Here is a 19,439-nt window from a genome sequence, read left to right on the forward strand (position 1 = left end):
CCGCTTTGCAGGAGGACGGCGTGCCGAGCCTTTTGTCCCGAGAAAAAATCATCAGATGGGCGCCGTTTCTGGTGCTGATCGCGTTGATCGTCCTGTTCACGGCGATCAATCCCAACTTCCTGACGCAGCGCAATTTCGCGCGTATCGCGATCGCGGCGGCGCCGGGGCTGATGGTGGCGATCGGGGTGACCTTCGTCATCATCATGGGCTCGATCGACCTGTCGATGGAGGGCGTCGTGTCGTTGACGGCGGTGCTGTTCTGCATGGCGTTCATCTGGCTGGGCGGGACCCTGGCTTCGGGCGGCTGGCTGGCCATCGCCTTTGTCCTGATCGTCGGTGCGCTGATCGGCATGATCAACGGGCTGATCCATGTCAGGCTGCGCATTCCTTCGTTCATGGCCAGCCTTGCGCTTGGGTTCGTCTGCACCGGGGCGACGGTGATGATCACCGGCGGCGATATCGTCAAGATCAACGACGACGTGTTCCGCAGCCTGCTGACATGGCGCATTCTGGGTTTTCCGCTGATGGTCTATGTCGCCGCCGCGCTGGCCGTGCTTGCGTGGTTCATCCAGTCCCAGACCCGCCTTGGCCGTAATTTCTATGCTGTTGGCGGCGGCGAGGAGCTTGCCCACGCATCCGGGCTGAACGTGCGGCGGGTCCGGGTGCTGGCCTTCATGCTGGCCGGCACCTTCTATGCGGTCGCCGCGATCCTGCAGGTCGCGAAACTCGGTCAGGCGGAATCGGTGACCGGCGCGAACTTCATGTTCATCTCGATCACCTCGGTCGTGGTCGGCGGCGTGGCGCTTTGGGGCGGCATCGGCGGCATCGTGAACACCGTGGTGGGGGTGCTGATCGTCAATGTCATCAACAACGGCATGATCGTGATCGGGCTGCCGGATTACCTTCAGGCCGGGACGCTGGGGCTTCTGGTCATTGTGGCGGTGGTCCTGTCCACCGACCGCCGCGCCGTCAGCTTCGTGAAATAGAGGCGCGCGATGTACGAACTGAAATCCGTCGATAAGAAATTCCCCGGCGTCCACGCGCTGAAGGCGGTCGATTTTCACGTCAAGCGGGGTGAGATCGTCGGGCTTGTCGGGGAAAACGGGGCCGGCAAGTCGACGCTGATGAAGGTGATCTACGGCGCCTATCAGCCCGATGGCGGCGTGATCCAGATCGACGGGCAAACGGTCCGGTTCCAGAACCCGCGTCAGGCGATGGGGCGCGGCATCGGCATGGTGTTTCAGGAACAATCCCTGATCGCCAACCTGACCGTCGTGGAGAACATATTTCTGGGATACGAGGCGCAGTTCGTCCGCTTCGGCGTGATCAACTGGAAAGCCATGGCCGCGGCCGCGCGGCACCAGCTTGCCAAGGTCAGGCTGGATATCGATCCGGCCACCGTGACCTCGCAACTGTCATTCGCGCAGCGCCAGTTGGTCGAGCTGGCCAAGGTCCTGACGCTGGAGGAGCGGGTTCAGGGCGATCTGGTCATCCTGCTGGACGAGCCGACCTCGGTTCTGTCCGAGGATGAGGTCAAGATGCTGTTCGGCATCGTCCGCGACCTGACCGCGCGCGCCAGCTTCATCTTCGTCAGCCACCGCATGGACGAGGTGATGGAACTGTCCGACCGCATCTATGTGATGAAAGACGGTCAGGTCGTCGACGTGGTCGAACGCGGCGGCGCGACGGTGGATGAAATCCAGCGCGAAATGGTCGGCCGCAGCGTCGACAAGGAATATTACCGCGAGCATCGGCAAAAACCCTTTGATGCCTCGCGCGAGCTGGTCCGGCTGGACGGCGTCAGCCTGCCCGGGCGGATCAAGGACATCTCGCTGACCCTGCATCCGGGCGAGGTCTTGTGTCTGGTCGGCACCGAAGGTTCGGGGCGCGAGGCGATCCTGCGCACGATCTATGGCATGCGCACGCCGATCGCGGGCACCGTGACGCTGAAGGGGCAGACCGTCTCGCGCTTTACGCCGCAGAACGCCGTCGCCCATGGCGTCGGCTATGTCCCACGCGAGCGCAAGGTCGAGGGCATCGTCGCGGGCATGAACGTGTTCGAGAACATGACCCTGTCGCAATTCGGCCGTTACGCCCGGGCCGGGGTTCTGGACACCGGCGCCGAAAAGGCGCTGGCCCGCGACTGGATCAGGAAGCTGTCGATCAAGGCGCATTCCGAATATGCCGATTGCGGCAACCTTTCGGGCGGCAACCAGCAAAAGGTGGTGTTGGCGAAATGGCGCTCGGGCGGGTCGGACGTCATGCTGCTGGACCACCCGACCCGCGGCCTTGATATCGGCGCCAAGGAAGATGTCTACGACATGATCCGCGACATGTGCGACGACGGCGTCGGCGTCGTTCTGGTCGCCGACACGCTGGAAGAGGCCATCGGCCTGTCGCACACGATCATCGTGGTCAAGGACGGCGAGATCCAGAAGCGGTTCGATTGCAGCCCCGGGCACAAGCCCACGCTGTACGATCTTTTGCACTACATGATCTGAGAAGGGACCGCCGATGGATTTCCAGCGCATCAAGCCGCATCTGCCGTGGATCACCCTTATGGTCCTGATCGCGGTCGTGGGCCTGAACGATCCGAACTTTCTGAAGCCCGCGAACCTGTTGTCGCTGGCCGCCGATATCGTGCCGTTGTTCATCATGGCGCTTGGCCTGACCTTCGCGATCTATATCGGCGGCATCGACCTGTCGGCGCAGTCGATGGCGAACATGATCACCGTGGTGGCCTCGGTCTATCTCGCCTCGCTGGGGATATGGGTGGCGGTTCTGTGCATCGCGCTGGGTTTTCTTCTTGGCACGCTGTCGGGCTATATCACCACGCGGCTTTACGTGCCGTCGTTCATCTCGACGCTGGCGGTCGGGGGGATCTGCTTTTCGATGGCACAATGGCTGTCGGGAAACCGCGCCCTGAACATGGATGCGGCGCAGCGCGACCGGCTGTTCGGCTGGATGATCGGCCGGACCTGGGGCATCCCGGACGAGCTGTTCATCGCCGCCGGGCTTTTGCTCCTGTGCCTGTTCGTTGAGCGCCGCACCACGCTGGGCCGGGCGCTGAAAGCGGTCGGCGCGGGCGAGCTTGCGGCGGCGGCCTCGGGGCTGAACGTGGCGCGCTACAAGATACTGGCCTTCGCGATTTCGGGCGCGCTGGCGGCGGTGGCGGGGCTTTTGTTCGCGGTCAAGCTGTCGGGCGGCGCGCCGACCATCGCGAACGGTTTCCTGCTACCGGCCATTGTCGCGGTGCTGGTCGGCGGCACGCCCCTTACCGGCGGCGTGGGTGGGGTTCTGAACACCGCCATCGGCACCATGATCGTGGCGGTCATCCGCGCCTCGATGCTGTATTTCGGGATCGAGGCGACCCAGCAGCAGATGGTCTTTGGTCTGGTCCTGATCGTCGCGATCGCGCTGACGATGGACCGCTCCAAGCTGCGCACCGTGAAATAGGGGGCGGCGATGGATCAGATGCTTGCCGCCCTGCTGGTCGAACCCGGACGGTTCGATCTTCGCCATGTCGACATTCCCGCGCTCGGGCCCGAAGACGCGCTGATCCGGGTGGCGCGCACGGGTATATGCGGCACGGACATGCATATGTTTCACGGCCATTTCGCCGCCGACCGGCTGCCGATCATTCCCGGACATGAATTTTCGGGCACGGTTGCGGCGCTGGGGTCAAAGGTGACCCATCTGGCCGAGGGGCAGGCCTGCGTGGTGGATATCAACATCGGTTGCGGCACCTGTTTCTGGTGTCGCCGGAACGAGATCCTGAACTGCCCCGAGATGGTGCAGATCGGGATCGGGCGTGACGGCGGTTTCGCGGAATATGTCGCGGTTCCGGCCCGGCTGGTGATCCCGGTCCCGGACGGCATGGACCCGGCCCTTCAGGCGCTGGTCGAGCCGGTGGCCTGCGTGGTGCGCGCGGCGCGCAAGGCTGCGGTCCGCTTCGGCCAGTCGGCGGTCGTGCTGGGCGCCGGTCCGATCGGCAATCTGCACGTCCAGATGCTGCGGCTGTGCGGCGTGGCGCCGATCATCGTCGCCGACCTGTCGCCGGAACGCTGCCGGATGGCGCTGGAGGCGGGTGCCGATGTCGCGGTCTCGGACCCGGCCGCGTTGAAAGCCGAGGTCATGCGGATGACCGCTGATCGCGGCGCCGATCTGGTCATCGAAAGCGTCGGCGCGCCGCGGCTCTACGCGCTGGCCTTCGAGCTTATCCGTAAGGGCGGCCATGTCGCCTTTTTCGGCCTGACCGGCGCGGGCGAGGCGGTGCCGGTCGATATCCTGCGCACCATTATGCAGGAAAACAGCCTGAAGGGCTCGGTCGCCGGCATGGGCGAGGACATGCATGACGCGCTGACGCTGCTGGCCCACGGTCGGTTCCGGACCGAGGCATTCACCCGTGCCGGCTATCCGTTGGAACAGATCCAGCAGGCCTTTGAAACAATCGCCGACCGCCCGGGCGATCTGAAGACCCAGATCGTCATCGGCTGACCGGCCCCGTTCGTAAGGAGAAGACCATGGACCAGACGACCCGGCGGCTTTCCCTGCCCGAATCTCCGCGCGAGTTCGGGTTCTGGCTGGACGGCAGCTATCGCGGCGGCCGCGCGCTGTTCGAGCGCGCCTCGCCCGGCCATGGCGTGCCGGTGACGCTGATCCCGAAATGCACGCCCGAGGATGTGAATGCCGCCGTCGCCGCCGCCCGCCGCGCCTTCGAGGATCGGTCATGGGCCGGGCTTTCCGGTTCCGACCGGGCGGGTGTCCTGCAACGCACGGCCGATCTGTTGCGTCAGCGCGCCGGGGAACTGGCCTATTGGGAAACCCTGGAGAACGGCAAGCCCATTGCGCAGGCGCGGGGCGAGATCAACCATGCCATTTCCTGTTTCGAGGTCGGCGCCGGTGCGGCGCGGCTGCTTCACGGCGACAGCTTCAACAGCCTTGGCGACGGGCTGTTCGGCATGGTCCTGCGCGAGCCGGTGGGCGTCGTGGGGCTGATCACGCCGTGGAACTTTCCCTTCCTGATCCTGTGCGAGCGGGTGCCCTTCATCCTTGCCTCGGGCTGCACGGTGGTCGTCAAGCCGTCCGAGATGACCAGCGCCACCACCCTGATCCTTGGTGAAATTCTGGCCGAGGCCGGTCTGCCGAAAGGCATTTATAACGTGGTCACCGGTTCGGGCCGGACGGTCGGTCAGGCGATGACCGAGCATCCCGACATCGACATGCTGTCCTTCACCGGCTCGACTGCGGTGGGCCGGGCCTGCGTTCATGCCTCGGCCGACAGCAACCTGAAGAAACTGGGGCTGGAGCTGGGCGGCAAGAACCCGATCGTGGTCTTTGCCGACGCCGATCTGGACGATGCCGCCGATGCGACCGCCTTCGGGATCAGCTTCAACACCGGGCAATGCTGCGTCTCGTCCTCGCGGCTGATCGTCGAACGCGGCATCGCCGACCGGTTCGAGGAGATGGTCGCCGAAAAGATGAAGAAGATCCGGGTCGGCGATCCCTTGGATGAGACGACGCAGGTCGGTGCGATCACCACCGATGCGCAGAATGAAACCATCCTCGGCTATCTGGAAAAAGGCACCGCGGAAGGGGCGAAGGTGCTGACCGGGGGCACGGCACTGGACATGGGCGGCGGCAGCTATATCGCGCCGACGCTGTTCACCGGGGTCACGCCCGACATGTCGATCGCACGCGAGGAGATTTTCGGGCCGGTGCTGTCGTCCTTCCGTTTCGATACGGTGGACGAGGCGGTGAAACTTGCCAATGATACCGCCTATGGTCTGGCGGGCAGCGTCTGGTCCAGGAACATCGACACCGCGCTGACCGTGGCGCGCCGGGTCCGCGCCGGGCGGCTATGGGTGAATTGCATGCTGGCGGGCGGCCCCGAAATGCCGCTGGGCGGTTTCAAGCAATCCGGCTGGGGCCGCGAGGCCGGCACCTACGGGGTCGAGGAATATACGCAGGTGAAATCGGTGCATGTCGCGTTCGGCAAGCGCAATCACTGGGTGGAATAACATGGAAACGGGTTTCGATTACGTCATCGTCGGCGGCGGCTCGGCCGGATGCGTCCTTGCGGCGCGGCTGAGCGAGGATCCCGCAACCCGGGTCTGCATGATCGAGGCCGGCGGGCGCGACACCCATCCGCTGATCCATATGCCGGTGGGCTTCGCCAAGATGACCACCGGCCCGCTGACATGGGGTCTGGTGACGGCGCCGCAGAAGCACGCCAACAACCGCGAGATTCCCTATGCGCAGGCGCGTGTCCTGGGCGGTGGATCGTCGATCAATGCCGAGGTTTTCACCCGGGGCCACCCCTCGGATTACGACCGCTGGGCGAATGAGGAAGGCGCTGACGGCTGGCGGTTCGACCAGATCCGCAAATATTTCATCCGCTCGGAAGGCAATTCCATTCTGGCCGGCGAATGGCATGGGACCGACGGCCCGCTGGGCGTATCGAACCTTTCCGAACCCAACCCGATGAGCCGCGCCTTCGTGCAAAGCTGTCAGGAAGCCGGAATACCCTATAACCCCGATTTCAACGGCCCGATGCAGGAAGGCGCCGCGATCTATCAGACCACCACCCGCAACAACCGGCGCTGTTCGGCCGCGGTGGGTTATCTGCGCCCGGTGCTGGGGCGCGCCAATCTGACCGTGGTGACGGGCGCGCTGGTCCTGCGCATCCTGTTTCAGGGGCGGCGCGCCGTCGGGGTTGAATACAACGTCTCTGGCAAGACCGAGATCGCGCGTGCCGAAAGCGAGGTTCTGGTCACCTCGGGCGCGATCGGATCGCCGAAGCTGATGATGTTGTCGGGGGTGGGGCCGGCCGATCATCTGCGCACCCATGGCATTGACGTTGTGCAGGATCTTCCCGGCGTCGGCCGGAATCTTCAGGATCATTTCGGCATCGACATCGTGGCCGAGCTCAAGGGTCACGAGTCGCTGGACAAGTACAACCGCCCGCTGATGATGCTGTGGGCCGGTTTGCAATATGCGCTGTTCAAGACCGGGCCGGTCGCGTCGAACGTGGTCGAGGGCGGCGCGTTCTGGTACGCCGATGGCCCCGGATCGCAGCCCTCGCCGGACCTTCAGTTCCATTTTCTGGCCGGCGCCGGTGCCGAGGCGGGTGTTCCCGGCGTGACCAACGGGGCGTCCGGCGTCACGCTGAACAGCTATACCGTGCGCCCGAAATCGCGCGGCACAGTGACGCTGAAATCGGCCGACGCGCGGGATAATCCGGTCGTAGATCCGAACTTTCTGGCCGATCCCGACGATCTTCGGGTCTCGGTCGAAGGGATCAGGATCAGCCGGGAAATATTCGCGCAGCCGTCCTTGCAGAAATACATCCGCGAGATCCGGTTTCCCGACGCCAGCGTCAGGACGCAGGCCGAGCTTGAGGCCTATGCCCGCCAATACGGCCGCACCTCGTATCACCCGACCTGTACCTGCAAGATGGGCAAGGACAGCATGGCGGTGGTCGACCCGCAACTGCGCGTGCACGGGCTGGACGGGATCCGCATCTGCGACAGCTCAACCATGCCGTCGCTGATCGGCTCGAACACCAACGCGCCGACGATCATGATCGCCGAACGCGCCTCGGACCTGATACGGGGCAATCGCTAGGCACGGGCGGCGGCGTGCTGCGGTTCGTGCCCGGCATTCGTCCGCGTCAGTCGAATGCCGGCGCGTAAGGCACCAGCTTGCGATCGACGATCCGGTAATTCGTCGCATTCATCGCGTCGATGCGCGCCATGTCGATGGCCGAAAGGGTGAAATCCATCACGTCGAAATTGGCGCGGATGTTTTCGGGCTTCGTGGACATGGTGTTGATCGGCACGCCCTTTTGCAGGATCCAGCGCAGCACCACCTGCGCGGCGGATTTGCCGTAACCACGGCCGATTTCGGCGAAAATGTCATGCCGGAACACCTCGCCGCGCGCGACCGAGCAATAGGATGACAGCGGAATGCCGGTTTCGATCGAGGCCGCGATCAGCGTGGATTGATCCAGCAGCGGATGGAACTCGACCTGATTGACGACCAGCGGGGCGTCGCTGATCGCCACCGCGTCCCGCATCATCCGGGCGGTATAATTCGACACCCCGATGTTCCGGGTCATGCCGCGATCCAACGCCTGCTGAAGCAGCTCCAATGATTTCCGGTTATCCACACTTGGGTCTGGCCAATGCAGCAGCAGCACGTCGACCTGATCCACGCGAAGCGCGTTCAGCGATGCTTCGACCGAGGGCAGAAAAAACTCCGCCGTGAAATTCTCGATTCCGACCTTGGTGGTGATGCACAACTCGTCCCGCGCGATGCCCGAATCGGCCAGTGCCGCGCCGGTCGCATCTTCGTTGCCATACATCTGCGCGGTATCGAAAGCCCGGTAACCGGCGGCGATCGCGGCCCGGATCGCGTCCGAAAGCGTATTACCCTTTAGCGGATAGGTGCCAAAGGCGCGCTGAAAGGTCTTTTCAAAGATGATGTTCATGACGTTCCCCGCATCAAGGCCGGTATTTTGGCCCAGTACTCGGGGCCGGTATTCCGGGCTGTACCGCGGGCCGAGTCGTTTTTTGCTTGAATAGGCAGCCCGACAGCCATTATGTATGTAACCGATCAGTTACTTAATGCCAACCCGAAAGGATGCCTTGATGTCGAAACTTCGCACCGCGGCCGAGGCCGCCGCGCTGGTCCCGGATGGGGCGACGATCGCGGTCAACTCCTCTTCGGGGCTGTTGTGCCCGGATGAAGTGTTGCGGGCCCTCGGGGAACGCTTTCTGGCCGAAGGGGCGCCGCGGGGCCTGACCAGCATCCACCCCATCGCGGCGGGCGACATGTTCGGCACCAAGGGCGTCGATCACATCGCGCATAAGGGGATGATCGACCGGATCATCGGCGGCTCATATCCGTCCGGGCCGACCAATGCCGAGCCGCCGCTGATCTGGCAGCGCATTCTGGCCGAAGATCTCGCGGCGTGGAACGTGCCCTCGGGGATCGTTTTCGACATGCTGCGCGAGGGTGCGGCCAAACGGCCCGGTGTGCTGACCAAGGTCGGGATGGATACGTTCGTCGACCCCGATCTGGAAGGTTGCGCGATGAACGACAGCGCCCGCCGCGCGCCGATCGTGAAGCGGGTTGAATTCGACGGCGAGACATGGCTGCACTTTCCGGCGATCCGCCCCGATGTGGCGATCATCCGCGCCAGCACCGCCGACGAGAACGGAAATCTGACCTTCGAGCAAGAGGGCGCGACCCTTGGCGCCATGGAAATGGCGTTGGCGGCGCGGAACAGCGGAGGGATCGTCATCGCACAGGTCCGCCGCGTCGCCGCCCAAGGCACCCTGCGGCCGCATGATGTGCGCGTGCCGGGCATTCTTGTCGACGTGATCGTCGAAGCGCCCGAACAGTTGCAAACCACCGCCACCCCCTATGATCCGGCGATCTCGGGCGAGCTGTTCCGCCCGCTCGCCAGCTTCAACATGGCCGAGTTCAACCCGGCGAAAGTCATCGCGCGCCGCGTCGCGATGGAGCTTGCCGAAGGCTGGGCGGTGAACATCGGCTTTGGCATTTCCGCCAATGTGCCGCGCATCCTGATCGAGGAGGGGCTGCACGGAAAGGTCACTTGGGTGATCGAGCAGGGCGCGGTCGGTGGCGTGCCGCTTCTGGACTTCAAGTTCGGCTGCGCCAGCAATGCCGAGGCTTTCGTCGCCTCTCCGCACCAATTCACCTATTTTCAGGCCGGCGGGTTCGACTGTTCGCTGCTGTCGTTTCTGGAAATCGGCGCCGACGGGTCGGTCAACGTCAGCCGACTGCCGGCAACGCCGCACCGGACTGCCGGCGCCGGTGGTTTTGTCGACATCACCAGCCGCGCGCGCAAGATCGTCTTTTCGGGCAACTTCAATGCCGGCGCCAAGATGCATCTGGAAAACGGCCGGCTGATCATCGACAAAGAGGGCAAGATCGCCAAGATCGTGCCCGAGGTCGGGCAGGTCAGTTTTTCGGGAAAGCGGGCACGCGCGCAGGGGCAGGAGGTCACCTATGTGACTGAACGCTGCGTGATCCGGCTGCTGCCTCAGGGCTTGACGGTGACCGAGATCGCCCCGGGCGTCGATTTGCAGCGCGACATTCTGGATCAGGCCGGCGGCAAGCTGTTCGTGGCCGAAGACCTCCGCCAGATGGATGCACGCCTGTTCCAGCCCGAGCCGATGCGGCTGAAGCTTGCCCATGGCGCTGCGCTGTCAAAGGTGGCGTGATGATCCGCCATATCGTCGCGCTGCGCTTCCGCCCCGGCACGCCCGATCGGGTGAAACAGGGGCTGTATGACGACCTAGCCGCGCTGTCGGGGCATATCGACGGTATCCTCGACTTCAAGAGCTTCCGGAACGTCTCGGTAGAAACGCCGCTGGTCCGGGGTTTCAACGATCTGTTCTGGTTCGATCTGCGGGATGAGGTGGCGCGCGACGCCTATCTGGCCGACCCCGCGCATCAGGCGGTCGGCGCCCGTATCCTGGCCGAGACGGACGGCGGTGCCGAGGGGATATTCGTCGCCGATATCCGGCTGTAGGGGCAGGGGGGCGTGCCCGATCGGGGCCCGCGTCTACCGATGCACCATCAGAAGGTTGCGCCCCTCCTGCACCGTCTCGCCGTGCTGGTTCCGCGCCACAACCGCCAGTCTGAGGATGCCGCGGCCGGGATTGCTGGTCTTGCGTTTGGAGCGCAGCGTAAGGGTGGCGCTCAGCCGGTCACCGGCAAATACCGGACGCCGGAAGCGCCAGTCCCAGCCAAGCGAGGCGATGGCCCGGAACTGGGCCGGGGCCTGATTCTTCAGCCCGTCGATCACCGACAAAACCAGAAGCCCGTGGGCGACGCGCGCCGGAAAGCCTTTGTCGCGCGCGCCCTTGTCCGTCATATGAATGGCGAAGCTGTCGCCGGTCAGCGCGGCGAATGCGTCGATCATCGCGGCGGTGATGGTGGCTTCGGCGGTCTGAACGTAATCGGCGGCCCGCAGGTCGCCGAAGCCGTAATGGCCCGCCGGCAACAGCCTGCCCGACATCACGCGATGCCTGTCATCACGCGATACCCGTCATGCCGGGACCGGGGCATCCTCGCGGATCAGCCCTTGCGATTTCAGCGCCGTCCAGAACTCGGCCGGAATCGGCTGGCTGAACCACGCCAGATTCTGGTCCAGTTGCTGCACCGTCCGGGTGCCGGCGCAGAAAGACGGAACCGCCGGATGGGCCACCACGAATTGCAATGCGGCGGCGGGCAGCGGGACATCGAATTCGGCGCAAACCTGTTCGATTTTGGCGACACGGGCCATGATCTCGGGCGGCGCGGGGGCATAGTTGTATTTCGCCCCCGGCTTCGCGCCCGTCGCCAGAATGCCCGAGTTGAAGCCGCCGCCGACCACGACCGCCGCGCCGCGCTTTTCGCACAGCGGCAGGAACTCGGTCAGCGCCTCCTGCTCCAGCAGTGTATAGCGGCCGGCAAGCAGGAAACAGTCGAAGTCGCGCTGCTTCAGCGCCTCAAGGCAGACCTCCCATTCGTTGACGCCGACACCGATCGCCTTGACCGCGCCTTCGCTGCGCAGCCGGTCCAGCGCCTTATAGCAGCCGTCCATCGCCTGCCTGAAAACCTCGGGCTGGTCCTTGCCGCGGGTAAAGACGTCGATGTCATGGATGAAAAACACGTCGATGCGTTCCAGCGCCAGTCGTTGCAGGCTGTCCTCATAAGCGCGCATGGTGCCGTCATAGCTATAGTCGAATTCCATCGTGAAGGGCGCGGCATTGACCCATGGGGCAAAGTCGATGCTGTCGCGCCGCGCCGGGTGCAGCACGCGCCCGACCTTTGACGAAAGCACGTAATCGTCGCGGTTCTTCCAGCGGAGTGCCTGCCCGGTCCGCAGTTCGGCCAGCCCGTGCCCATACATCGGCGCGGTGTCGTAGAACCGCACGCCCGCATCCCATGCATGCCGGAACATGTCGTCCGAGGTCGCTTCGTCGATTTCCGCGAAGATGTTTCCCAAGGGGGCGGTGCCAAAGGCGAACGCGGTCACTTTTAGATCGACGCGGCCGAATTTGCGCTTGGTTCCGGGCTGCATGTCACCTCTCCTCAAAAGTAACCATCCGGTGCATTAATCGCATCTTGCGATACCCGCGACAAGGGGGAAGGCGCAAGAAAATTGGCTTGACCCACGTCGGTTGCCGCGGTTATGTAACCAATCAGTTACCAAAGGACCGCACCGGATGTACCTGACCGAAACGCAGCTTCAAGTCCGCGACATGGCCCGCGATTTCGCCGATGAGGTGATCCGTCCCGCCGCCGAGTCGCTTGACCGCGACGAACGCTTTCCCGGCGAGATCTATGACCAGATGGCCCGGCTTGGCCTGTTCGGCATCGGCGTCCCCGAAGACATGGGCGGCCCCGGTTTCGACACCCTTACCTATGCGGTGGTGATGGAAGAGCTGTCGCGCGGTTACGCCAGCGTCGCCGATCAATGCGGTCTGGTCGAGCTGATCTCATCGCTTCTCGTCCGCCACGGCACCGCCGGACAGCGCGCGCTTCTGCCCGACATCCTCGGCATGAAAACCAAGGTTGCCTATTGCATCACCGAGCCCGAGGCCGGCTCCGACGTTTCGGGCATCCGCACCACGGCGGAAAGGGATGGCGACGGCTGGCGGCTGAACGGCGGCAAGATCTGGATCCACAACGCCCCGGTCGCCGACCTTGGCTTTGTGCTGGCCCGCACGGATCGCGAGGCGGGCAACCGTGGCATGTCGATCTTCATCGTCGATCTTCACGCCAAGGGGGTAGGGCGCGGCCCCAAGGAACACAAGATGGGCCAGCGCGCGAGCCAGGTCGGGGCGCTCAGCTTCGATGACGTGGCCTTGGGCGCGGGCGCGCTTCTGGGCGATCAGAACCGTGGTTTCCACATGATGATGAGCGTGCTGAACAAGGGCCGCGTCGGCATCGGCGCGCTGGCAGTCGGCATCGCGCAGGCCGGGCTCGAGGCGGCGGTCGAATATGCCGGCACCCGCAAGCAGTTCAGCAAGGCGATCGCCGAGTTTCAGGGCGTGCAGTGGCTTTTGGCCGACATGGCCAAGGACATTCAGGCCAGCCGCCTGCTGGTGCATTCGGCGGCGACCCAGATCGACGACGGGCTCGACGCGACCATGGCCTGTTCGATGGCGAAATGCTTTGCCGGCGACACGGCGGTGGCGCGCACCGCCGATGCGGTGCAGGTGTTCGGCGGCTCGGGCTATATCCGGGGCTTCGAGGTCGAGCGGCTTTATCGTGACGCCAAGATCACCCAGATCTATGAAGGCACCAACCAGATCCAGCGGCTGATCATCGCGCGTGAGCTGATGAAGAAAGGGGCGCGGGCATGAGACAGGCGGCACTTGTCACCGGATCGTCGCGCGGCATCGGCCTTGCGACTGCCGAGGCGTTGGCGCGTCAGGGTTTCGCCATCGCCGTCAACGGGCCGGCGCGGGATGATGAGCTTGCCCGGGCGGTCGACCGGATTGCCGCACTTGGCGTGCCGGTGGCGGCGGCGCCGTTCGATGTGTCCGACATTGCCCTGCACGATGCCGCACTGGCCCGGATCGAGGCCGCGATCGGTCCGCTGACCACGCTGGTGAACAACGCGGGCGTCGGCGTCATGCAGCGCGGCGACCTGCTGGAGGTCAGCCCGGAAAGTTGGGACCGCTGCCTGTCGGTCAATGCGCGGGCGCTGTTCTTCCTGTCGCAGGCCTTCGCCCGCCGGCTGCTGGCGCGCGCGCGCCCTGAGGATCTGTTTCATTCCATCGTCAACATCACCTCGTCCAACGCCAATGCAGTGGCGGTGCAACGCGCCGAATATTGCGCCAGCAAGGCCGCCGCGGCGATGGTCAGCAAGGCCCTTGCCGTGCGGCTGGGGCCGGAAAACATCGCCGTCTATGACGTCCAGCCCGGGCTGATCGTCACCGATATGACCGCGCCCGTCATCGAGAGCTATCGCGCCCGCGCCGAGCAGGGCCTGACCTTGTTCCCGCGTCTGGGCATGCCCGAGGAAGTCGGCGGCATCGTCGCCTCGCTTGCCTCGGGGCGGCTGCCCTATACCACGGGGCAGGTAATCTCGGCCGACGCCGGCATGCTGGTTCCACGCTTCTGAAAGGTCATGGGATGAAGATCGCCCTTCCCGACGCGCAGGGCCGAAAGGCCGATTACACCCTGACCGGCACCGCCATCGCGGCCGGCAGGTTGCTGCGCGATGCGGTCCGTACCGTCTATTCGGCGGCGCATGTGGTGGCGGACCCGTTCACCGGCAACGACCCCTCGGGCCGGGCCACGGTCGACTGGGAACGGACGATGGCGTTCCGGCGCTATCTGGCCGATCTGGGGCTTGGCATCGCCGAGGCGATGGATACGGCGCAGCGCGGCATGGGGCTCGACTGGCCGGGCGCGCTGGAACTGATCCGCCGCACCCGTGCCGAACTGCCCGATGCGCTGGTCGCGAACGGCTGCGGCACCGATCATCTGGAACCCGGCGCGGCGCGCGACACCGACGATGTGATCCGCGCCTATCTGCAGCAGACGCATGCGATCCAGTCGCTGGACGCGCGGCTGATCCTGATGGCCAGCCGTGCGCTTGCCCGCGTCGCAAAGGGGCCGGGCGACTATATCGCGGTCTATGACCGGGTGTTGTCGGAATGCGATCATCCCGTGGTGCTGCATTGGCTGGGCGAGATGTTCGACCCGCAACTCGCCGGCTACTGGGGGGCGGCGAATGTCGACGCGGCGATGGATACCGCGCTGGAGGTGATCACACGCAACCGGTCGAAGGTCGACGGGATCAAGATCAGCCTGCTGGACAAGGACAAGGAAATCGCCATGCGCCGCCGCCTGCCAAAGGGCGTGCGCATGTATACCGGCGACGATTTCAACTATCCCGAGTTGATCGAGGGCGATGATCAGGGCTTTTCGCACGCGCTTCTGGGCATTTTCGACCCGCTGGCGCCGGCCGCCGCCTATGCGGTCCGGCAGTTGGGGCAGGGTGACGCCAAGGGGTTCCGCGCCACGCTTGACCCGACCGTGCCGCTGGCGCGGCTGATCTTTCGGCCGCCCACCCAATATTACAAGACCGGCGTGGTGTTTCTGGCGTGGCTGAATGGTTTTCAGGATCATTTCATCATGCTGAACGGCGCCCAAGCGATGCGACCGCTGCCCTATTTCACCGAAATCTTCCGGCTGGCGGATCAGGCCGGGCTGCTGCGCGATCCTGAAATGGCGGTCCGGCGGATGCGTCAGCTTCTGGCGCTTTACGGTGCAGGATGAGGGATTTTTCGGCCGATCACACGGCGCTTGCGCTGAACACCGCCAGCCTTGGTCACAACGTCGAAGGCGCTGGCGCCGGCTGGTCGCCGGAACAGGTCATCGACGCCTGCGCGGCGCGCGGCTTTGGCGGCATCGTGTTCTGGCGGCGCGAGATCGGCAACCGGGCGATTAAGATCGGCGACCGGGTGCGGGCGGCGGGGATGCAGGTCGTCGGCCTGTGCCGCACGCCCTATCTGGTCGGATCCGGGACGCCGCCCAAACTGGAAGCCGAGGTCTGGCAGAGCATCGACATGGCGGCGGAACTCGGCGCGCCGGTGCTGACCATCGTGACCGGCGGGACCGAGCCGGGGACGAAGGGCGTCATCGAGACGCAGAAGCTGCTGGTCGACCGGCTGGCCGGTTTCGCCGAATACGCCGCCCGGCAAAACGTCGCGCTGGCGCTGGAACCGCTGAACCCGATGTTCGGCGGCAACCGGACCTGCGTCTTTACCGTTGCCGAGGCGCTGGCGATCTGCGACCGGGTCGGGGCGACGAACCTTGGCGTCGCCGTCGATGTCTATCATGTCTGGTGGGACAGCCGGCTGACCGAAAGCCTGCGCGCGGCAAAGGGCCGTATACTCGGGTATCATCTGTGCGACTGGCTGGAAAACACCCGCGACATGCTGCTTGACCGTGGGATGATGGGCGATGGCATCGCCGATCTGCGGACCATCCGCGCGGCGGTCGAGGGTGCTGGCTATGACGGTGCCTGCGAGGTCGAAATCTTCTCGGCCGAAAACTGGTGGAAACGGGATCCGGCCGAGGTGCTGGATGTGATGGTCAGCCATTTCCGCGCCTGTTGCTAGCCGGCGCCGGCCAGCCGGCTGCCCGCGCATTCACCGCGATCATGTAAACGCTGGTCGTCGCGGTGATGAACAGGCGTATGCCGCGCTCGCCGCCAAAGCACAGGTTGGAGACCGTCTCGGGCACCAGAATCTTGCCCAGCAGCGTCCCGTCCGGCGCAAAGACCGAAACCCCGTCGCGGGCCGAGGACCACAGATTGCCATTGGCGTCGCAGCGGATGCCGTCGGGCCGGCCATCCTCGATCCGGGCGAATTCGCGCTCGGGGCCCAGACTGTCGCCGACGACCGGGAACACCCGGATCACCGGCGGCGCGGAACTGTCGTGGCTGCCACCGGATTCGGCCACGTAAAGCAGGCTTTCGTCGGGCGAGAATGCCAGCCCGTTCGGCTGCACGAAGCCGGTGATGACCGGCACCGCCTTTCCGCCGCCGGGTGGGATGCGATAGACGTGGCTGCCGGGTTGTTCGGGTCTGGCGGCATAGCCCTCAAGATCCGAATCGATGCCATAGGTCGGGTCGGTGAACCAGATCGAGCCGTCGGATTTCACCACCAGATCATTGGGTGAGTTCAGCCGTTTGCCGCCGGATTCACTGGCCAGCGTCACCACCGTCCCGTCTGCCTCGGTCCGGGTCACCGAGCGTGTGCCGTGCTGGCAGGTCAACAGCCGCCCCTGCGGGTCGCGGGTGTTGCCATTGCTGTAGCCGGAAGGGTCGCGGAACACCGCGCAGGTCCCGTCGGGCGTCCAGCGCATCATCCGCTGTGACGGAATGTCCGAAAACAGCAGCATCCTGAAGGCCGGGAACCACACCGGCCCCTCGACCCATTCAAAACCCGTGGCGATGCGCCGCAAACCAGCGTCGCGATGGATCAGACGCGCAAAGCGCGGGTCGCGCATTTCATAAAGTTCGCTGTTCATGTCATCCCCCCCGTCGACGCAGGCACTCATGATCGGCGCCGGGGCGGCAAGCTGCAAGGGCGGTCTAAAGCTCCAGCGACAGATATACCGTGCCGGGCAGCGGGCTGTGATAATAGGGCGGGGTCTCGACAAATCCCATGGCGCGATAGATCCGCAGCGCCGGGGCCAGCCGGTCCAGCGTGTCGAGCCGCATCCGGCGATAACCGGCCGCCCGCGCCTGACCCACGATCGCCTGCGCCAGTTGCCGACCCAATCCCCGGCCGCGACCGGCGGGGCGCAGATACATGCGCTTCATTTCAACCTCGCCGGGGGCGTCCAGCGGCCGCATCGCCACGCAGCCCAGCAATTCATCGCCCCGCCGCGCCAGCAGGATCGCGCCCGCTGGCGGGGCGTATCGGCCCGGCAGGCCGGCAAGCTCCTGTTCGAACGCCTGAAATTCCAGATCGACACCCAACGCTTCGACATATTCGCGAAACAGCGCCCGCACCTGTGGCATGTCCCGGGCGGCGGCCTTTGCGATCACGGTCACGGAACTTCCAGCTTGCCGATCAGCGGTATGTCGTCATGGCGCGAGACCGAGCTGCGCTCGATCATCCGGTGGACATGGGGATCGCCCTCACCCCGGTGCAATGCGCGGATCTCTCGCATCACCTCAAGATCGGCCTTGGTGCGGCGCAGGTTGTGGCGAACATATTCGTCCCATGTCGCGATATGGAAACTTTCCGACCAGATTTCCGGGTGCTCCAGATCGCGCAGCATCACCCAGCTTCGGGCGCCATCGCGGCGGCGAATGTCCCGCCGCCGGGCCATGAGCTCTAGAAACGTCGGGACATCCGCCTGATCAATCTTGTAATCGACCATGATCATGATCGGTCCGGACCGGCCGCGCAGGTCCAGCCGCAGGGGCGGTTCCCGAAAGGCGTTGGCCGGATCCAGATTGCGGTTGCCGAATTCGGGCACGCGGAAGAAAAAGCCGATCACCGCCCCGGCGATCAGCACCCCGGCCGAGGTCAGCAGCGCCTGATCAAGCCCATGGGCGCTGGCGATGCTGCCCCAGATCCACGATCCGGCGGCCATGCCGCCGAAGGTCGCGGTCTGGTAAAGGGCAAGGGCGCGCGCGACGACCCAGCGGGGCGTGGACAGCTGAACCGAGACGTTGAACAGCGACAGCGCCAGCACCCAGCTTGCCCCCGCCGGCAGCATCGCCAGCCCCTGCAACCACGCCGAATCGGTCAGCGCCAGAACCGCCGCCGCGAAGGCGAAACCGCAGAACGACAGCCGGACGATCATCTCGTTGCTAAGAATTTCGCGCAGTCGCGGGTTCAGCAGCGCACCCGCGATCGCACCGACGCCATAGCAGCCCAGCAGCAGGCCGAACAACATCGACCCGCCGGTCGGGTGCGATTTGGCGACCAGCGGCAGCAGCGACAGGATCACCACCGCCGAAAAGCCGAACAGCGCGGCGCGGCTGAGCACGCGCAGAAGGTTGGGCGACAGCGCGACATAGCGCAGCCCGGCGCCGATCGCGGCCACGAACGGCTCGGGCTTGGTCACGCGCGGCGTCGGCGTCGGCCGCCAGCGCAACAGCGAGACTAGCAGCGGAATATAGCTGACGGCGTTGACGGCGAATGCGGTGGCCGCGCCCCATGCGGCGACGATGATACCGCCCGCCGCCGGCCCGACGCTGCGCATCAGGTTGAACCCGACCGAGTTCAGCGTCACCGCCGCCGGCAGATCCTCGCGCGGGACCAGATCGCCCATGCTGGCCTGCCACGGCGGGTTGTAAAGCGCCTGCCCGGCGCCGATCAGAAAGGTGAAGCTCAGCAGCAGCCACGGCGTCAGCCATTCCTGCCAGGCAAAGAACGCCAGTATCAGCGATACCGCCGCCATGAAGATCTGCGCGGTCAGCAGCAGCGTCTTGCGGTCCAGATTGTCCGCAAGCGCGCCCGAGGCCAGCGCGAACAGCATGATCGGCAGGGTGTTGGATGCCTGCACCAGCGCGATCAGCGTCGCGTCGGTGGTCAATGTGGTCATCATCCATGCCGCACCGACGGCCTGAACCAGCCCGCCGAAACTTGAAACGAGCGTCGCGCTCCACAAGGCGCGGAACGCCTGATGGCGGAACGGAGCAAAGGGCGAAGCGCGGTCGGGCATTTTTCTGAAGATCCTGATCAGCCCGACCATAGGCGGCTGTTTTGCGGCCTGCAATGTCCGCCCGGAACAGAGGTCCGCGCAAAATTCCCAAACCCCTGTTCAAACAGCCGGGGTGAAAGGAAAACCGCGCCACCCGGCGGCCGCGCGCACCATGGCCAGACTGGTGGCCGGCACCGCCCGCCGAACCGCCCGCCAGAAACGCCCGCAGGAAC

General features: G+C 65.0%; 18 protein-coding genes. 12 read left to right on the top strand and 6 right to left on the bottom strand.

Annotated features, from left to right (window positions below; translation table 11 throughout):
• The first annotated feature begins 20 nt into the window (after positions 1 to 20).
• Genes ACFSCT_RS00675 through ACFSCT_RS00700 form a run of 6 tightly spaced genes read left to right on the top strand, consistent with a single transcriptional unit; the run spans position 21 to position 7,626 of the window.
• Positions 21 to 986, top strand: a complete 966-nt coding sequence (locus tag ACFSCT_RS00675) for an ABC transporter permease (protein ID WP_379139364.1) — start codon at positions 21 to 23, stop codon at positions 984 to 986.
• Between the two features lie 9 nt (positions 987 to 995).
• On the top strand, positions 996 to 2,501 hold the full coding sequence (locus ACFSCT_RS00680) for a sugar ABC transporter ATP-binding protein (protein WP_379139365.1): 1,506 nt from the start codon (positions 996 to 998) through the stop codon (positions 2,499 to 2,501).
• 13 nt (positions 2,502 to 2,514) lie between these two features.
• Positions 2,515 to 3,456 (top strand): ABC transporter permease, encoded by a 942-nt coding sequence (locus ACFSCT_RS00685; RefSeq protein WP_379139366.1) that lies wholly within the window; start codon positions 2,515 to 2,517, stop codon positions 3,454 to 3,456.
• A gap of 9 nt (positions 3,457 to 3,465) precedes the next feature.
• Complete coding sequence (locus ACFSCT_RS00690) at positions 3,466 to 4,497, top strand: zinc-dependent alcohol dehydrogenase (RefSeq protein WP_379139367.1); 1,032 nt, start codon at positions 3,466 to 3,468, stop codon at positions 4,495 to 4,497.
• Between the two features lie 26 nt (positions 4,498 to 4,523).
• On the top strand, positions 4,524 to 6,020 hold the full coding sequence (locus ACFSCT_RS00695; RefSeq protein WP_379139369.1) for an aldehyde dehydrogenase family protein: 1,497 nt from the start codon (positions 4,524 to 4,526) through the stop codon (positions 6,018 to 6,020).
• Between the two features lies 1 nt (position 6,021).
• Positions 6,022 to 7,626 (top strand): GMC family oxidoreductase, encoded by a 1,605-nt coding sequence (locus tag ACFSCT_RS00700; protein ID WP_379139371.1) that lies wholly within the window; start codon positions 6,022 to 6,024, stop codon positions 7,624 to 7,626.
• Positions 7,627 to 7,672: 46 nt separating this feature from the next.
• On the opposite strand, the gene ACFSCT_RS00705 is transcribed toward ACFSCT_RS00700, so the two are convergent.
• A complete protein-coding gene (locus ACFSCT_RS00705; protein ID WP_379139372.1) occupies positions 7,673 to 8,491 on the bottom strand; it encodes an aldo/keto reductase in 819 nt (272 codons plus the stop codon).
• A 160-nt stretch (positions 8,492 to 8,651) separates the two neighbouring features.
• Between ACFSCT_RS00705 and ACFSCT_RS00710 the strand changes: the two genes are divergently transcribed.
• On the top strand, positions 8,652 to 10,253 hold the full coding sequence (locus ACFSCT_RS00710) for an acyl CoA:acetate/3-ketoacid CoA transferase (protein WP_379139374.1): 1,602 nt from the start codon (positions 8,652 to 8,654) through the stop codon (positions 10,251 to 10,253).
• Complete coding sequence (locus tag ACFSCT_RS00715) at positions 10,253 to 10,564, top strand: Dabb family protein (protein ID WP_379139375.1); 312 nt, start codon at positions 10,253 to 10,255, stop codon at positions 10,562 to 10,564. Before ACFSCT_RS00710 ends, ACFSCT_RS00715 begins: the two co-directional genes overlap by 1 nt.
• Positions 10,565 to 10,597: 33 nt before the next feature.
• Here ACFSCT_RS00715 and ACFSCT_RS00720 read toward each other — a convergent pair whose 3' ends face one another.
• Together ACFSCT_RS00720 and ACFSCT_RS00725 are read right to left on the bottom strand one after the other, a co-directional pair.
• Positions 10,598 to 11,053, bottom strand: coding sequence for a MaoC family dehydratase (locus ACFSCT_RS00720; RefSeq protein ID WP_379139376.1), 456 nt, complete (start codon positions 11,051 to 11,053; stop codon positions 10,598 to 10,600).
• 30 nt (positions 11,054 to 11,083) lie between these two features.
• A complete protein-coding gene (locus ACFSCT_RS00725; protein ID WP_379139378.1) occupies positions 11,084 to 12,100 on the bottom strand; it encodes an aldo/keto reductase in 1,017 nt (338 codons plus the stop codon).
• A gap of 145 nt (positions 12,101 to 12,245) precedes the next feature.
• Here ACFSCT_RS00725 and ACFSCT_RS00730 point away from each other — a divergent pair, with 145 nt between their 5' ends.
• Genes ACFSCT_RS00730 through ACFSCT_RS00745 form a run of 4 tightly spaced genes read left to right on the top strand, consistent with a single transcriptional unit; the run spans position 12,246 to position 16,160 of the window.
• Positions 12,246 to 13,388 (top strand): acyl-CoA dehydrogenase family protein, encoded by a 1,143-nt coding sequence (locus ACFSCT_RS00730; RefSeq protein ID WP_379139379.1) that lies wholly within the window; start codon positions 12,246 to 12,248, stop codon positions 13,386 to 13,388.
• Entirely contained in the window at positions 13,385 to 14,152 is a 768-nt protein-coding gene (locus tag ACFSCT_RS00735; RefSeq protein WP_379139380.1) for a 3-ketoacyl-ACP reductase, read from the top strand. Before ACFSCT_RS00730 ends, ACFSCT_RS00735 begins: the two co-directional genes overlap by 4 nt.
• An 11-nt stretch (positions 14,153 to 14,163) precedes the next feature.
• The gene (locus tag ACFSCT_RS00740) at positions 14,164 to 15,315 is read left to right on the top strand and encodes a dihydrodipicolinate synthase family protein (RefSeq protein ID WP_379139382.1); all 1,152 of its coding nucleotides are present in this window, start codon (positions 14,164 to 14,166) and stop codon (positions 15,313 to 15,315) included.
• A complete protein-coding gene (locus ACFSCT_RS00745) occupies positions 15,312 to 16,160 on the top strand; it encodes a sugar phosphate isomerase/epimerase family protein (RefSeq protein WP_379139383.1) in 849 nt (282 codons plus the stop codon). The genes ACFSCT_RS00740 and ACFSCT_RS00745 overlap by 4 nt, the downstream gene beginning before the upstream one ends.
• Here ACFSCT_RS00745 and ACFSCT_RS00750 read toward each other — a convergent pair.
• From ACFSCT_RS00750 to ACFSCT_RS00760, 3 genes are all read right to left on the bottom strand, one after another.
• Positions 16,135 to 17,073, bottom strand: coding sequence for an SMP-30/gluconolactonase/LRE family protein (locus tag ACFSCT_RS00750; RefSeq protein WP_379139385.1), 939 nt, complete (start codon positions 17,071 to 17,073; stop codon positions 16,135 to 16,137). The genes ACFSCT_RS00745 and ACFSCT_RS00750 overlap by 26 nt on opposite strands.
• 64 nt (positions 17,074 to 17,137) lie before the next feature.
• Entirely contained in the window at positions 17,138 to 17,602 is a 465-nt protein-coding gene (locus ACFSCT_RS00755) for a GNAT family N-acetyltransferase (protein WP_379139387.1), read from the bottom strand.
• On the bottom strand, positions 17,599 to 19,227 hold the full coding sequence (locus ACFSCT_RS00760; protein ID WP_379139388.1) for an MFS transporter: 1,629 nt from the start codon (positions 19,225 to 19,227) through the stop codon (positions 17,599 to 17,601). The genes ACFSCT_RS00755 and ACFSCT_RS00760 overlap by 4 nt, the downstream gene beginning before the upstream one ends.
• Positions 19,228 to 19,439: the final 212 nt, after the last annotated feature.

It is taken from the genome of Paracoccus pacificus (assembly GCF_042680785.1).
GTDB lineage: Bacteria > Pseudomonadota > Alphaproteobacteria > Rhodobacterales > Rhodobacteraceae > Paracoccus > Paracoccus pacificus.

Bases quoted from the DNA above. Each gene is read 5' to 3' on its own strand.
- ACFSCT_RS00680 (WP_379139365.1), top strand. From the start codon at position 996: ATGTACGAACTGAAATCCGTCGATAAGAAATTCCCCGGCGTCCACGCG.
- ACFSCT_RS00685 (WP_379139366.1), top strand. From the start codon at position 2,515: ATGGATTTCCAGCGCATCAAGCCGCATCTGCCGTGGATCACCCTTATG.
- ACFSCT_RS00690 (WP_379139367.1), top strand. From the start codon at position 3,466: ATGGATCAGATGCTTGCCGCCCTGCTGGTCGAACCCGGACGGTTCGAT.
- ACFSCT_RS00695 (WP_379139369.1), top strand. From the start codon at position 4,524: ATGGACCAGACGACCCGGCGGCTTTCCCTGCCCGAATCTCCGCGCGAG.
- ACFSCT_RS00700 (WP_379139371.1), top strand. From the start codon at position 6,022: ATGGAAACGGGTTTCGATTACGTCATCGTCGGCGGCGGCTCGGCCGGA.
- ACFSCT_RS00705 (WP_379139372.1), bottom strand. From the start codon at position 8,491: ATGAACATCATCTTTGAAAAGACCTTTCAGCGCGCCTTTGGCACCTAT.
- ACFSCT_RS00710 (WP_379139374.1), top strand. From the start codon at position 8,652: ATGTCGAAACTTCGCACCGCGGCCGAGGCCGCCGCGCTGGTCCCGGAT.
- ACFSCT_RS00715 (WP_379139375.1), top strand. From the start codon at position 10,253: ATGATCCGCCATATCGTCGCGCTGCGCTTCCGCCCCGGCACGCCCGAT.
- ACFSCT_RS00720 (WP_379139376.1), bottom strand. From the start codon at position 11,053: ATGTCGGGCAGGCTGTTGCCGGCGGGCCATTACGGCTTCGGCGACCTG.
- ACFSCT_RS00725 (WP_379139378.1), bottom strand. From the start codon at position 12,100: ATGCAGCCCGGAACCAAGCGCAAATTCGGCCGCGTCGATCTAAAAGTG.
- ACFSCT_RS00730 (WP_379139379.1), top strand. From the start codon at position 12,246: ATGTACCTGACCGAAACGCAGCTTCAAGTCCGCGACATGGCCCGCGAT.
- ACFSCT_RS00735 (WP_379139380.1), top strand. From the start codon at position 13,385: ATGAGACAGGCGGCACTTGTCACCGGATCGTCGCGCGGCATCGGCCTT.
- ACFSCT_RS00740 (WP_379139382.1), top strand. From the start codon at position 14,164: ATGAAGATCGCCCTTCCCGACGCGCAGGGCCGAAAGGCCGATTACACC.
- ACFSCT_RS00745 (WP_379139383.1), top strand. From the start codon at position 15,312: ATGAGGGATTTTTCGGCCGATCACACGGCGCTTGCGCTGAACACCGCC.
- ACFSCT_RS00750 (WP_379139385.1), bottom strand. From the start codon at position 17,073: ATGAACAGCGAACTTTATGAAATGCGCGACCCGCGCTTTGCGCGTCTG.
- ACFSCT_RS00760 (WP_379139388.1), bottom strand. From the start codon at position 19,227: ATGCCCGACCGCGCTTCGCCCTTTGCTCCGTTCCGCCATCAGGCGTTC.